General features: G+C 68.2%; 13 protein-coding genes. 3 read left to right on the top strand and 10 right to left on the bottom strand.

Going from position 1 to position 14,210, the window contains the following annotated elements; all coding sequences use genetic code 11:
• Positions 1 to 26 precede the first annotated feature (26 nt).
• Positions 27 to 1,124 carry a tRNA preQ1(34) S-adenosylmethionine ribosyltransferase-isomerase QueA gene (queA, locus tag ACFPFG_RS16010; RefSeq protein ID WP_380107382.1) on the top strand — a complete coding sequence of 366 codons (1,098 nt, stop codon included), beginning with the start codon at positions 27 to 29 and terminating at the stop codon, positions 1,122 to 1,124.
• 181 nt (positions 1,125 to 1,305) lie between these two features.
• Here the strand turns inward: queA and ACFPFG_RS16015 are convergent, their stop codons facing one another.
• The 9 genes from ACFPFG_RS16015 to hpf all read right to left on the bottom strand — a co-directional run bounded on the left by ACFPFG_RS16015 (position 1,306) and on the right by hpf (position 11,267).
• Positions 1,306 to 2,064: an iron ABC transporter ATP-binding protein gene (locus tag ACFPFG_RS16015; protein ID WP_183017322.1), complete on the bottom strand. Its 759-nt coding sequence runs from the start codon at positions 2,062 to 2,064 to the stop codon at positions 1,306 to 1,308.
• Positions 2,061 to 3,059, bottom strand: a complete 999-nt coding sequence (locus ACFPFG_RS16020; protein WP_380107383.1) for an iron chelate uptake ABC transporter family permease subunit — start codon at positions 3,057 to 3,059, stop codon at positions 2,061 to 2,063. Before ACFPFG_RS16020 ends, ACFPFG_RS16015 begins: the two co-directional genes overlap by 4 nt.
• On the bottom strand, positions 3,056 to 4,039 hold the full coding sequence (locus ACFPFG_RS16025; protein ID WP_197957476.1) for an ABC transporter permease: 984 nt from the start codon (positions 4,037 to 4,039) through the stop codon (positions 3,056 to 3,058). The genes ACFPFG_RS16020 and ACFPFG_RS16025 overlap by 4 nt, the downstream gene beginning before the upstream one ends.
• A gap of 46 nt (positions 4,040 to 4,085) precedes the next feature.
• On the bottom strand, positions 4,086 to 5,096 hold the full coding sequence (locus tag ACFPFG_RS16030) for a siderophore ABC transporter substrate-binding protein (protein ID WP_374619250.1): 1,011 nt from the start codon (positions 5,094 to 5,096) through the stop codon (positions 4,086 to 4,088).
• Between the two features lie 14 nt (positions 5,097 to 5,110).
• Positions 5,111 to 6,877, bottom strand: a complete 1,767-nt coding sequence (locus ACFPFG_RS16035) for an enterochelin esterase domain-containing protein (RefSeq protein ID WP_197953810.1) — start codon at positions 6,875 to 6,877, stop codon at positions 5,111 to 5,113.
• 4 nt (positions 6,878 to 6,881) lie between these two features.
• Positions 6,882 to 9,059, bottom strand: coding sequence for a TonB-dependent receptor (locus ACFPFG_RS16040; protein ID WP_380107384.1), 2,178 nt, complete (start codon positions 9,057 to 9,059; stop codon positions 6,882 to 6,884).
• A 230-nt stretch (positions 9,060 to 9,289) separates the two neighbouring features.
• Positions 9,290 to 10,246, bottom strand: a complete 957-nt coding sequence (hprK, locus tag ACFPFG_RS16045; RefSeq protein WP_012202934.1) for an HPr(Ser) kinase/phosphatase — start codon at positions 10,244 to 10,246, stop codon at positions 9,290 to 9,292.
• 32 nt (positions 10,247 to 10,278) lie between these two features.
• Positions 10,279 to 10,752 carry a PTS sugar transporter subunit IIA gene (locus ACFPFG_RS16050; protein ID WP_013804474.1) on the bottom strand — a complete coding sequence of 158 codons (474 nt, stop codon included), beginning with the start codon at positions 10,750 to 10,752 and terminating at the stop codon, positions 10,279 to 10,281.
• 155 nt (positions 10,753 to 10,907) lie between these two features.
• The gene (gene hpf, locus ACFPFG_RS16055) at positions 10,908 to 11,267 is read right to left on the bottom strand and encodes a ribosome hibernation-promoting factor, HPF/YfiA family (protein ID WP_012202932.1); all 360 of its coding nucleotides are present in this window, start codon (positions 11,265 to 11,267) and stop codon (positions 10,908 to 10,910) included.
• A gap of 364 nt (positions 11,268 to 11,631) precedes the next feature.
• Between hpf and ACFPFG_RS16060 the strand changes: the two genes are divergently transcribed.
• Positions 11,632 to 12,555, top strand: coding sequence for a phosphoribosylaminoimidazolesuccinocarboxamide synthase (locus ACFPFG_RS16060; RefSeq protein WP_012202931.1), 924 nt, complete (start codon positions 11,632 to 11,634; stop codon positions 12,553 to 12,555).
• A 156-nt stretch (positions 12,556 to 12,711) separates the two neighbouring features.
• Complete coding sequence (locus tag ACFPFG_RS16065; protein WP_374619239.1) at positions 12,712 to 13,296, top strand: DJ-1/PfpI family protein; 585 nt, start codon at positions 12,712 to 12,714, stop codon at positions 13,294 to 13,296.
• A 28-nt stretch (positions 13,297 to 13,324) separates the two neighbouring features.
• Here the strand turns inward: ACFPFG_RS16065 and ACFPFG_RS16070 are convergent, their stop codons facing one another.
• Positions 13,325 to 14,185: a transporter gene (locus ACFPFG_RS16070; RefSeq protein WP_380107385.1), complete on the bottom strand. Its 861-nt coding sequence runs from the start codon at positions 14,183 to 14,185 to the stop codon at positions 13,325 to 13,327.
• Between the last annotated feature and the right edge of the window lie 25 nt (positions 14,186 to 14,210).

Below are 14,210 nucleotides of genomic sequence, written 5' to 3' on the forward strand. Positions count from 1 at the left end.
GGCCATGTCCGGCCCTCAAGCACTGCATGTCCTCCCTGTCCCGTGTGTTTTCGCTCAGCGATTTCGACTTCGAGCTTCCTGAGAACCTGATCGCCCAGCATCCTGCCGTCCAGCGCAGCGCCTCGCGCCTGCTCGACGGCCGCGACGATGCCACCCCGCCCACCGACCGCATCTTCCACGAGCTGCCCGACCTGCTGCAGCCCGGCGACCTGCTGGTGTTCAACGACACGCGCGTTCTCAAGGCGCGCATCTTCGGCGAGAAGGCCAGCGGCGGCCGGCTGGAGTTGCTGGTCGAGCGCGTGCTCGAAGGCAACGATGTCGTGGCCCACATGCGCGTCAGCAAGAAGCCCCTGCCCGGCTCGCGCATCCACCTGTGCGGCGGCAAGAACCGCGGCGGCTTCGACGCCGTGCTGCGCGGCCGCTGGCCCGACGAGAACGGCCCGCTGTTCCACCTGAGCTTCGAAGGCCCGCGCGGCGAGACGCCGCACGAGCTGATGGAGCGCTTCGGTCACCTGCCGCTGCCGCCCTATATCGAGCGCCACCAGGACACCGGCAACGACCCCGACGCCGCCGAAGACAGCGAGCGCTACCAGACCGTCTTCGCGGCCCGCCCCGGCGCCGTGGCCGCGCCCACGGCCGCCCTGCACTTTGACGACGCCGTGCTGGCCCGCCTGGCCGAGCGCGGCATCGAGCGCGCCAGCGTCACGCTGCACGTGGGCGCCGGCACCTTCCAGCCCGTGAAGACCGAGAACCTGGCCGACCACCAGATGCACAGCGAGTGGTACGAGATCCCGCTGGCCACGCTGGCCTCGCTGGAACGCTGCCGCCAGCGCGGCGGCCGCGTCGTCGCCGTGGGCACGACCACGGTGCGCACGCTGGAGTCCTGGGCCCAGACAGGCCAGTTCTCCGGCGACACGCGCATCTTCATCACGCCCGGCTTCGAGTACCAGGTGGTCGATCTGCTGATCACCAACTTCCACCTGCCCAAGAGCACGCTGATGATGCTGGTCAGCGCCTTCGCGGGCTATGAGCAGGTGATGGCGCTGTACCGCCATGCGATTGCGCAGGAGTACCGTTTCTTCAGCTATGGCGATTCCATGCTGTTGAAAAGAAGCACCCCCTGAGCGGCTTACGCCGCTTCCCCCGTTGCACGGCGCCTCTCTACCCGCTTCGCGGGGGAGGGGGGCATACGGGCAGCCGGCGACACCCTCGCGGCGGGGCGGCGCGGCCGGCTTAGGCCCTTGCTTGGTGTCCCTCGCCTCAGGCCGCGCCAGGTTCAAGCGCCAAGCCCGAAACGCCGCATGTTCAACCAAAGTAATGGCAAAGCCTGCGGCCCTTGACCTCATGCACGCTGACAGGGATGCCGTAGAGGCTGCTGAGGACCTCGTCCTGCACGACCTCGGCCGGCGTGCCCGCCACGGCCAGGCGGCCGTCCTTGAGCGCGATGATGTGGTCGGCGTAGCACGAGGCGAAGTTGATGTCGTGCAGCACCATGACCACGGTCTTGCCGCGCTCGGTGACGGCGCGGCGCAGCAGGCCCATCATGCTGACGGCGTGGGCCATGTCCAGGTTGTTCAGCGGCTCGTCCAGCAGGATGAAGGGCGTGTCCTGGCACAGCACCATGGCGATGTAGGCGCGCTGGCGCTGGCCGCCTGAGAGTTCGTCCAGGAAGCGCTCGGCCAGCGGCGTGAGCTGCAGGTACTCCAGCGCCTCGTCCACATGGCGCAGGTCTTCGGGGCCCAGCCGGCCCTTGCTGTGCGGGAAGCGGCCAAAGCCCACCAGGTCGCGCACCGTCAGGCGCAGCGCGCTCTGGTTGTCCTGGCGCAGGATGGCCATGATGCGCGCCAGCGCCTCGGTGGGCGTGGTGGCCACGTCAAGGCCGGCCACCCGCACCTTGCCCGCCGTGATCGGCATGAGGCGGCTGACCAGGGACAGCAGCGTGGACTTGCCCGCCCCGTTGGGCCCGATGATGGCCGTCAGCGCCCGCTCGGGCACATCGAAATTGAGTTCCTGCAGCACGGCCGTTCCGCCATGGCGCTTGAGCAGATCACGCACCTCGATCATTGGGTCCCCTTGCGCATGAGCAGCACGATGAAGACGATTCCCCCCAGGAACTCCACCACGATGCTCAGCACGGTATTGAATTTGAAAAGCTGCTCCAGCAGCACCTGCCCGCCCATGAGCAGCACGCAGCCCCAGAGCACGGCCGCAGGCAGCACCCAGGCATGGCGGCGCGTGCCCATGGCGTGATAGGCCATGTTGCTGACCAGCAGGCCGAAGAAGACCACCGGGCCGACCAGGGCCGTGGACACGGCCACCATGCAGGCCACCACGGCGAGCAGCCGCAGCACGCGGCCCTCGTAGTCCAGGCCCAGGCCGACGGCGGCATCGCGCCCCAGCGAGATCACGTCCAGCACGCGGCGCTGGCGCCAGATCCAGGCGCTGCCCAGGGCAATCAGCAGCAGCGACGGCAGCAGCAGCTGCAGGTTCACCGCGTTGAAGTTGGCGAACATGCGGTCCTGCAGCGCCGTGAATTCATTGGGATCGAGCACGCGCATGGCCAGCCCGGCCAGGCTGCGAAAGAAGATGCCGCCCACCATGCCCACCAGCAGCATCAGGTGCAGGCTGCTGGCATGGCCCACGAACAGCCAGCGCATCAGCAGCACGCTGAAGCCCATCATCAGCACGATGTTGAGCGCATAGCGCCCGACCTCGCCCATGGCGGACACGCCCGCCGCGCCCAGCATCAGCACCATGGCCGCCTGCACGAACAGGTACAGCGCATCCAGCCCCATGACGGAAGGCGTGAGGATGGTGTTGTGCGACACGGTCTGGAACACCACGGTGGACAGGCCGATGGCACAGGCCACCAGCGCCATGGTCAGCACCTTGGCGCCCCGGTGCTCCAGCACGAAGGCCCAGTCGGTCTTGACGCCCACGGTCATGAAGGCCAGCAGGCACAGCAGGGCCAGCGCGCCCAGCAGCGCCAGGCGCGCGCCATGGCCCCAGCTGCGCGCTGCAGGCTCATCGGAAGCAACGGATTGCGGCAGGCTGCTCATGCACGGTCCTTGCGGCGGCGCAGGATCAGCGCCAGGAACAGGGCACTGCCCAGCACGCCCAGCACGGTGCCCACGGGGATTTCATAGGGAGCGATCAGCAGCCGCCCGACCAGGTCGCACAGCACGGTCAGGCCCGCGCCGATCAGCGCCACCCACAGCACGCTGCGGCGCACGTTGTCGCCCAGGACCAGGCGCACCACGTTGGGCACGATCAGTCCCACGAAGGGCAGGCTGCCGGCCGTGACCACCACGGCCGAGGTGGCCACGGCCACCACCACCAGCCCTTGCCACACCAGGCGCCGGTAGTTCAGGCCCAGGTTGGTGGCAAAGCTCTCGCCCAGGCCCGCCACGGTGAAACGGTCGGCCGCCAGGCAGGCCAGGGCCGTGACGCCCAGCGACAGCCACAGCAACTCGTAGCGGCCCTGGACCACCAGCGAGAAATCGCCGTTGGACCAGGACTTGAGCACCTGCATCATGTCGAACTGCAGCGCCAGAAAGCTGGCGGCTGCCTCCAGCACGCCGGCCAGCACCAGGCCGACCAGGGGCACCATCCACGACGAGCGCAGCCGGATGCGCGAGAGCACGGCCAGGAACAGCGCCGTGCCCAGCAGCGCCGCCACGGCCGAGATGCCCATCTTGGCCATCACCGGCCAGTGCGGTACCCAGACAAACGCCGCCAGCATGCCCAGGCTGGCCGACTCCACCGTGCCCACGGTGGAGGGCTCCACGAAATGGTTGCGCGCCAGCATCTGCATGAGCAGGCCGCAGACCGCCATCGATGCGCCGGCCAGCACCAGGGCCAGCGTGCGCGGCACGCGGCTGTAGACCAGCACCTGGCTGGCCAGGTCGTCCTCGCTGCGCGACCACAGCACGCTCCAGTGCATGTCGCCCGCGCCCACCATCAGGCTGGCCAGCGACAGCGCCAGCAGCAGGCCCAGCGCGAAAAGCCAGGCAAGGGCCTGGCGAGAGGGGCGTGAAATGGGCGCGGCGGGCGCGGTGGCGACAGGCGGGCTCAACGCTTTGAGGTCATGTGCGGGTGAAGGCATCCGACAGTTGCTGGATATTGGCCTTCAGCGCGCCCGGCCCGGCGTTGGACAGGGTGTACCAGTTGGCTGCGTTCAGATAGACCACCTGCTTGCCGCGCCAGGCCTTGGTGGCACGCACCAGCGGGTTGTCCAGCAGTTGCTGGGCGGTCTTGCCATCCTGGCCGATGGCCACGTCGCGGTCGATGACGAACAGCCAGTCGGGATTGGTCTTGAGCAGGAACTCGAAGGAAACGACCTGCCCATGGCGGGCCACCGTGAGGTTGTCGATGGCCGGCTTCACTCCGAACACATCGTGCAGCATGCCGAAGCGCGAGCCCGGACCGTAGGCGCTGAGCTTGCCGCCCGAGGTCAGCAGCACCAGCCCCTTGCCGGCGTCCTGCGCCTTCCCATGCAATCCGGTGATGGCCTGCTCCACGGACCTGACCTCGGCCTCGGCCTTGTCCTGCAGGCCGTAGACGGCGCCCAGCGTGCGGATGTTGCGGTAGATGTCGGCCATCTGGTGCTGGTCGCTGACACTGAGGTCCAGCACGGGCGCGAAGCGCGACAGCTCCTTGTACTTGGCCTCGGAGCGGCCACCCACGATGATGAGGTCGGGCGACAGCGCCTGGATGGATTCGTAGTCAGGCTCGAACAGGCTGCCGATGCGTGCGTATTTCGCATCGGCATAGCGGGCCAGCAGCGGCGGCATCTTGAACTCGGGCACACCCCGCACCTCGCCGCCCAGCGCCTGCAGCGTGTCCAGCGCCGCCAGCTCGAACACCAGCACGCGCACGGGCTTGAAGGGCACCTGGACCTCGCCCTTGGCATGCGGCACGGTCACGGTCCTGCCGGCCGCCGCCGTCTGGGCATGGGACATCTGCGCCGCCAGCGGCAGCGTGACCAGCACGCCCAGGCCCTGCCCCATCTTCGCCAGGATTCGGCGACGGGAATGATTTGCATTCATGGTGTTCATCATTACAGTGATTGCTGTATTGCCAGGAAGTTCAAACATTGGCCTTTGCGGCATCAGGGAAGTGCCGGCGTGCCGTCCGGCATGCGCTCGCAGGCCGGCAGGCCCTGGGCGAAGCGCCCGGGGTTGAGCAGGGCCACCAGGCCGCAGGCCAGCGAGCCCTGCCACTGCAGGTAGTCATGGCTGGTCTCGTGCTCGGCCTGGGTGACCTCGTAGCCCTTGGCGCGCAGCACATCGGCCAGGTGGCGGTTGGTTTCCAGGATGCCGTCCTGCCCGCCGCGTGCGCGCTCGTAGCGGCCCGCATCCAGATAAAAGCGCACGGGCTGGCGCGGCTCCTGGGCATAGCGGCGCTGCACCCAGCCCGGCACCTCGCCGACCGGCGACCACCAGAACGATCCCGACATGCTCAGCACGTTGCCGAACCAGCGCGCATTGACCAGACCCGCGTAGGCCGAGGCCAGGCCGCCAAAGCTGGAGCCACCGATCACCGTGCGCGCCGCAGGCTGGCCCAGGCCCTGTTCACCCACCCAGGGCATCAGCTCCTCATCCAGAAAGCGCGCGAAGGCGGTGTTGGGCGGCAACTCCCTGCCGCGCGCCTGCGGGCTGGCGTTGTCCACCAGCACCACGGCCGTGGGCGGGATCAGGCCGTCGGCCATGAGGTTGTCGATGAGGGTGGACGTGGACACCTGCTTCGCATAGGCGTTGCCGTCGAACAGCACCAGCAGCGCCTCGGGCGCCTGACCACCCGCCGGGCGGTAGGTCCAGACATCGCGGCTGTTGCCCAGCACGCGGCTGGACAGGCGGTGCTGCACCAGCGCCCCCTGGGCCACGCCCGCGCGCGGCGCCACCCAGGGCTGGGGCGGCGCCTCGGGCAGTTCCAGCACGGAGGCGCCCTGGAAGGCATCGATGAAGCCGCCCTCGGGGGGCTGCGGAAACACCTTGGGATTGAGCGGATCGCGCTGTGCCGTGGCCAGCAGGGCGCGGCGCTGCTCCATGGCCGAGCCTGCGATCAGCGGTACATCGGGCGCCAGGCGGTAACTGAGCCGCGCGTTGTCGGCCATGCGGAAGCTGGCCCACCAGACATCGCTGCCGTCGAGGTGCTGCAAGGGATCGTGATTGCCGGCCGGGCTGCCGAACAGTCGCACCCCCTGCATGCCGGCGCGCGGCTGGCCACGCCACAGGAAGGTGACCAGGGACTGGCCGCCGGGCAGCGGCTCCACCATCGGCGCGCCCTCCTCCTGCACGCGCCGCCAGAAGGCGTCTGCCGCCACGCCCGAACCCGCGCCGCGCTGGATGGCCTGCGCCAGGGCCTGCAGGCGTGGGCTTTCCAGCGCAGGCCGTTCCGGGGCCTGCACAGCCTTGGCGCCCAGCGGCGCAAGACTGGAGGTCAACCGCAGCGCAAAGCGGCCGGCTGCGGATTTCACCTCGCCGGCCATCAGCGCATTCGTTGCGATGTGGCGCGCCACCAGCCTTTGCCTGCCGGCCCCCTCCGTGACCCACATCAGCGACTGCGCGCCGCCATCGGGCCGCGCCAGGCGGCGCAGGTGCCGGCCCTGGGCATCCTCCAGGTCCAGGGCCACGCCCAGCCCTTCGAATTCACCCTGAACCACGTGGCCGGCAGGCAGATCGACGCGCCAGGACTCGCGCCCATCGGCAGCGAGGACCCCCGTGGCCGCCTGGCCCGGCGCCAGCGTGCCCGGCCGTGCGGCCAGGGCCTGCCGCGGTGCGGCTGCCCTCATGTCTTCAGCGGCATGGACGGCTGCGCCCATCAGGCACAGCAGCGAGGTGGCCAGGCACAGGCCTTGTCGTGCAGCTTGCGCCATGGCGTCAGAAGTCCACCGTGGCCGAGACACGTACCGTGCGCGGGCCGCCCGTGGTGGCGAAGTTGTCGTTGAAGCTGCCGGCCCAGTAGGACTTGTCGAGCAGGTTCTCCACCGTGGCGCGGAAGGTGACGGGTTTGGCCGCGATGCGGGTGGCATAGCGCGCGCCCACGTCCACGCGGGTCCAGCTGGGCATCTTCAGCGTGTTGGCCGAATTCACCCACTGGGCGCCCGTGTAGATCAGGCGGCCGGTGAGCGTGGCGCCCGGCAGCGCGGGCACGTCCCACTCGCCGCCCAGGTTGGCCGTCCAGCGCGGCACGCCGTAGACGCCGAAGCCATCGCGCGCGCCGCCCTGGGTCTTGCTCTGGATGGCCTGGGTGTAGGCCAGGCCACCCAGCACGCGCGTGCCGCGCAGCGGCTCGCCGAACACATTCCACTCCAGGCCCCGGTTGCGCTGCTCGCCATCCATCAGCAGGCGGTTGGTCGCGGTCTCCACCACGGACGAGGGCCGCTCGATCTGGAACAGCGAGACCGTCTGCGTGAAATCGCCCGTGCGCCACTTGGCGCCGATCTCGAACTGCTTGGTCTTGTAGGGCGCGAACACTTCACCGGCATTGGCATAGGTGGCGCCGACGATGGAGCCCGCGCTCAGGCCCTGCACATGGTTGGCATACAGCGAGACCGCATCGCCCCAGGGCTTGACCACCAGGCCCAGCGCGGGCGAGACGGCCTGCTCGTTGTAGCCCGCCATCTTCTGGTTCACGCGCTGCAGGCGTGCGCCCACGGTGAGCTGCACGGCATCGCCGCCCCAGCTCAGCGTGTCGGCCAGGGCCAGGCTGCTGAGCACGTCGTCGCGCTCCTGCTTGATGGCGCCATAGGGGCCGGCCAGCGTGATGGGCGCAGGGTTGTAGATGTTGGTGATGTAGCTGGCGCTGGTGGCCACGGCCGCGCGCCCGCCCTTCTGGTTCATCCAGTTCAGGGATGCCACCAGCAGGTGGTTCACGCCGCCCGTGCGCAGGCGCCCGCGCACGCCGAATTCGGCCGCCGTGCTGTCGGTATAGCCGTACTGGTTGTAGGTCTGGCCCACGGCCGAGCCGTCGCCCTGGGCGCGCAGCACCACGCGCGTGCCGTTGAGCATGCCGTCGTAGGCATGCTGTGCCGTGCCTGCGGAGCCGAACAGCGTCCAGTCCGCGCCCAGGTCCACCGAGCCGCGCAGCATCAGTGCATCGCTTTGCTGCTGGGCATGTATGCCGGGGAAGAGATTGGTCTTGGCGTCGGGCGCCGCGATGACCTGCTTGAGGTTCTGCATGCTGACCATCATCGGGCTGCCGTCGCGGATGTTGGATCGGTAGCTGTAGGCATCCAGCCCCAGCGTGAATCCGTCGCCCTGGTAGTCCAGCGCCAGTGCGCCCAGGCCATGGCGGCGGTTCTGGCCGTCGATCTCGGTGTCGCCGCCCGAGGTGCTGCCGTTGACGCGTATGCCCAGGCGGCGCTCGGGGCCGAAGCGGCGCGAGACATCGGCCTGCAGGCCCAGCTGCGAGCCGCTGCTGAACATGGTGGTCACGCGCGTGAGATCCTGGGCCAGCGGGCGCTTGGTCACCAGGTTGATGGTGCCGCCCACGGCGCCGCCGGGCGTCATGCCGCTCATCAGCGCACCGGGGCCCTTGAGCACCTCCACGCGCTCGATCATCTCGACGGGCACGTGGCCGTCGGGCGCCAGGCCGTACAGGCCGTTGAAGCCCAGCTCCGAGGCATTCACCCCCAGGCCGCGGATGGTGAAGTTCTCGTAGGCATGGCCGGTGTTGGTGGTGAACCGCACCGAAGGATCGTTTTCCAGCACCGACATCAGCGTTGTCGCGTTCTGGTCGGCAATGCCTTCGGCCGTGTAGGAGGTGATGTTGAACGGCGTGTCCATCACATCGCGCTGGCCCAGCACGCCCAGGCCCGCGCCCTTGGCCACCTGGCCGCCCGGGGCTACCGTGGGAAGGGTCTGGGGATCGGTGGTGCCGCGCACCGTGACCTCGCCCAGCTCGGCGTCAGCGGCCCAGGCGCCGGCAGGCAGCGCCGCGGCAGCCACCAAGGCGCAGACACCGGCGATGGGGCCAAGGCGATGGAACGTGCAAACAGGGGGGAAGGGGCTGGCAGCGCCTGCGCGCGGCAGGCCGATGCGGGTACGGGAAGACATCCGGGAGGGCTTTCGAGACGGAAGGAAATGCGCCGCATCCAGCCCGGAGCCCCTCGGGCACAGGCCGGATACGGCATCTGCCCGAATTATAGAAAATGAGAATTATTCTTATTAAGAAAGCAGCAACAACGCACCGCGCGCAAACATGGGCGCACGGCCAGCAAACAATCGCGTTGAAAACAGTGGGGGCCAGGCAACAGGCGGCCCGGCCTCGGCGACGCCAGCGGCCGCTAGAAGGTGTCGCCGCGCTCCATGGCGCGGCGGTGGCGCTGCACGAATTCCTGGTAGGTGTCGATGCCGCGCAGCTGCAAGATGGCATTGCGCACGGCGGCCTCGACCAGCACGGCGATGTTGCGGCCCGCCACCACCTGGATCACCACCTTGCGCACGGGCACGCCGAGCACATCCTGCGTCAGCGGCTCGGCCGGCAGGCGCTCGTACTCGCGCTCCATGGTTTCCTTGCGCACCAGGTGCACGATGAGCTTGAGGCGCATCTTGCGGCGCACGGCCGTCTCGCCAAAGATGGCGCGGATGTCCAACAGCCCGATGCCGCGCACCTCCAGCAGGTTCTGCAGCAGCTCGGGGCACTTGCCCTCGATCGTGGTCTGGTTGATGCGGTACAGGTCCACCGCGTCATCGGCCACCAGGCCGTTGCCGCGCGTCACCAGCTCCAGCCCCAGCTCGCTCTTGCCCAGGCCCGACTCGCCCGTGATCAGCACGCCCATGCCCAGGATGTCCATGAACACGCCGTGCATGGTGGTGCGGTCGGCGAAGTGCTTGGCCAGGTAGGCGCGCAGCACATCGATCACGAAGGCCGACTGCTCGCGCGTGGAGAACATGGGAATGTGGGCGCGCTCGCACATGGACAGCAGCGCCTCGGGCGCCGTCTGCCCGTCGGCCAGCACCAGCACGGGCGGCTCCAGCGTGACGATGCGTGCCACGCGGCGCTGGCAGTCCTGCGGCGTGGCATTGCTCAGATAGGCGATCTCGCGCTCGCCCAGCACCTGCAGCCGGTACGGATGGATGTAGTTCAGGTAGCCGACGAGGTCCGCGCCGGAGCGCGCCGAGCGCACGGCCATCTCGTCGAAACGGCGCTCCGAGGCTCCCAGGCCCGCCACCCACTCCCAGCGCAGGCTGGAGCGGAACTCCTCGAACAGGACATCGGCGCTGATGGCACTGGGTCTCATGGCAAGGCCCGTGAAAAGGGGAAGGAAAAAGTCTAGACCAGGGGCGCAGCGGAGGACTGCCAGCCGGCAATCATTCCATGCAGCCGGGCCGCATCGGCGCAGGACTTCAGGCGCTCGCGCAGCTGGCTGTCGCTGAGAAGCTCGGCGATTTCGGACAGGATTTCCAGATGCTTCTGGGTGGCCGCTTCGGGAACCAGCAGAAAGATCAGCAGGCCCACGGGCTGCTCATCGGGAGCATCGAAACCAATGGGATTGTCCAGTTGGAACACGGCCGCCATGGGAGCGGTCAGGCCCTTGATGCGCCCATGGGGAATGGCCACGCCGTGGCCGAGCCCCGTCGAGCCCAGGCGTTCGCGTGCAAACAGGCTGTCGGTGATAAGTGCGCGGGACAGGCCATGCAGGCTCTCGAAGAGCAGACCTGCTTCTTCGAAAGCGCGCTTTTTGCTGGTGACGTCGACGCTCACGAGCACTTGAGCGGCGGGCAGGATGGAGGCAAGACGGTTCATGGTTCGGGAAACAATTATGCACCGCAGTGCCGGAAACCGTGGGGAAACCCTGACCCCCATCAAAAACCGCCCCGAAGGGCGGTGGTCGTGCGTGGCACATCAGCCACATAAGCGCAGGTATTGTAAGCGCCCGCACAGGGCAGGCGCCTTACCTGTCACCCGACTGACGCCAAGGTCAGCCCAGCATCATCGAGTCGCTTGGCCGAACCATAGCGGCTGCCCTGCTGGCGGGTCTTGTAGCGCACCACCACGCGGTCCAGCTTGTCAGCCAGCGCATCGACGGCGGCGTAGAGATCGAAGTGAGAGGTCTCGACAAAAAGATCCTGGCCCTTGACGCGCAGCGTGCAACCGGCACGTTGGCGCTTTTCCTTCTCCTTTTGGTTATGAACGGTCAGCAAGACCTTTACATCCACCACCTGGTCAAAGTGTCGAAGAATGCGTTCGAGCTTGGCCATGACGTAACTGCGCAGCGAGGGAGTGACCTCCAGGTGATGCCCACTAATCGTCAGATTCATATCTAAACACTCCTTGCTCTGGATGAAAACAGCCCGGTCCACCGGGAGACGATCCGCCGGGACAGGTGCTTGCAGGCCGGAATGCGCATTCGTTTGCTTGCGAACCCACTATGCGCCGGGGCCTGCCCAAAAGCAACGCCGCAAGCCGATAGCGCAGGACGGCGCAGGGCCTTGGGAACGGGTTTTGCGCGGCATGCAATTGGGCGCACAATCGGCGGGTTTGCCAGGCTGCGCCCCTGGGGTGGGGCTTGCCACGGGCCGCCCGTCACCGTGAGGCGCCGTTGGTTAGAATCGCGCTCCTGCGCGTGCCGCTTGCAGCCATCCGGCCGCTGCAGCCTCTTTGCCAGATTGCCCCTTGCCTCACATGACCACCCAGTCCCGCCCCTCCGCCCTGCACACTTCCAACATTGCCTCGCTGCCGCTGCTCGCGCGCGGCAAGGTGCGCGACAACTATGCCGTGGGCGATGACCGCATCCTGATGGTGGCCTCGGACCGCCTGTCGGCCTTCGACGTGATCATGGGCGAGCCCATCCCAGGCAAGGGCGAGCTGCTGACGCAGATGGCGCTGTTCTGGTTCGACAAGCTCGGCCACATCTGCCCCAACCACCTGACCGGCGAAGCGCCCGAATCCGTGGTCACGCCCGCCGAAGTGCCCCAGGTCACGGGCCGCTCCATGCTGGTCAAGCGCCTCAAGCCCGTGCTGATCGAGGCCGTGGTGCGCGGCTACCTGGCTGGCAGCGGCTGGAAGGAATACCAGGAATCGCGCTCGGTCTGCGGCGTGCCCCTGCCCGAAGGCCTGACCAACGCCGCCAAGCTGCCCGAGCCCATCTACACGCCGGCCGCCAAGGCCGAGATGGGCGACCATGACGAGAACATCACCTACGAGCGCACGGTGGAGATGGTCGGCGAGAAGCTGGCCTCCCAGATCCGCGACACGGCCATCCGCATCTACAAGGAAGCTGCGGCCATCGCCCTCGAAAAGGGCATGATCATTGCCGACACCAAGTTCGAATTCGGCCTGGACGAAAACGGCGAACTGGTGCTGATGGACGAGGTGCTCACGCCCGACAGCTCGCGCTACTGGCCCGTGGAGGGCTATGCCCAGGCCCTGGCCAATGGCGAGAACCCGCCCAGCTACGACAAGCAGTTCGTGCGCGACTGGCTGGAGCAGGCCCAGGTCAACGGCAAGCCCTGGGACAAGAAGGCCCCGGCCCCGCGCCTGCCCCAGGAAGTGACCGAGAAGACGGCCGCCAAGTACCGCGAAGCCCTGCAGCGCCTGACGGCCTGACGGCCCGCCATAGCCTGGCCCCGCGCCTTCCCCCGCAAAAGAGAGCTTCGGCTCTCTTTTTCGTTGCGGGCCTGCGTTTTTGCAGCCGGTCATGCCTGCGTCACCGACGCTGCCACAATGTTCGCTTCCTCTGACTTTTTCTGAAGGAGCAAGCACATGGCTGGCAAGAAGATTCTGATGATCTGTGGCGACTACTGCGAGGACTACGAAACCATGGTCCCCTTCCAGGCCCTGCAGGCCGTGGGACACACGGTGCATGCGGTCTGCCCCGACAAGAAGGCCGGGGAACACATCAAGACGGCCATCCATGATTTCGAGGGCGCGCAGACCTACAGCGAAAAACCCGGCCACAACTTCACGCTCAACGCCAGCTTCGCCGACATCAAGCCCGAGCAGTACGACGCCCTGGTGATCCCCGGCGGACGCGGCCCCGAGTACCTGCGCAACTACGATGCCGTGCGCGCCGCCGTGCGCCACTTCTTCGACAACGACAAGCCCGTGGCCGCCGTCTGCCATGGCGCCCAGCTGCTGGCCGGAGCCGGCGTGCTCAAGGGCCGCACCTGCTCGGCCTACCCGGCCTGCCGTGCCGAGGTCGAACTGGCCGGCGGCACCTATGCCGACATCGGCGTGGACCAGGCGCATACCGAAGGCAACCTGGTCAGCGCCCCCGCGTGGCCCGCTCACCCGGCCTGGATCGCCCAGTTCCTGACGCTCCTGGGCACGCGCATCAGCCACGGCTGAGTACGCAGCGTGCCCGGCGCGGGGCAGTTCAACGGCCCCAGCGCACCAGCACGATGCCGCCGAACACCAGGGCCGAGGCCAGCATGCGCACGCGGCCCAGGCGCTCGCGCATCAGCCAGGCGGCGATCCAGCCCGCAAACAGCACGCTGCTTTCGCGCAGCGCAGACACCAGGCCCATGGGCGCCTGGGACAGCGCCCAGGTCGCCATCCAGCTGGCACTCAGCTGCATGGCGGCGGCCAGGGCGCACAGGCGCCAGGTGCGTGCATCGGCACGCAGCACGGCGGGGCCGCGCCGCCAGGCGACCATCAGCACCGTGGCCAGGCCATCGCCCAGCGTGAGCAGGGCCGCATAGAGCAGCGCGGAGCCGGATGCGCGCGCTCCCAGCCCGTCGATGACCGTATAGCAGGCAATCATGGCTCCCGTGGCCAGCGCATAGCCGCTGCCGCCATAACCGCTGGCCGCGCCGCTGCGCACCGACAGCGCCAGCACGCCCAGCGACAGGCACAGCACGCCGGCCAGCCCGGGTACGCCCGGCCACTCACCGGCCAGCAGCGCCGCGCCCAGCGTCACGAACAGTGGCGCACTGCCCCGCGCCACCGGGTAGACCACGCCGAACTCGCCATGCTGGTAGGCGCGCGGCAGCACGAAGTGATAGACGGTGTGCACGGCCACCGAGGCCGCCAGCCACCACCACACCGATGCGTCCCACAACCCCGCCGCGCGCCAGTCCAGCCAGGGCAGCACCAGCAGCGACCACAGGCTGGCCAGCCCCGTGGTCAGCGCCATGGCGACCATCTTGTCGCCGCCCAGCTTGATGGCGCTGTTCCATCCCGCATTCATCAGCGCGGCCCCCAGGGCCGCGGCCAGCACCGCATTGCTCAATTCCATTCCATGGCCTCGTTCTTGATACGGG

It is taken from the genome of Delftia deserti (assembly GCF_042653485.1).
Taxonomy (GTDB): Bacteria; Pseudomonadota; Gammaproteobacteria; order Burkholderiales; family Burkholderiaceae_C; genus Comamonas; species Comamonas acidovorans.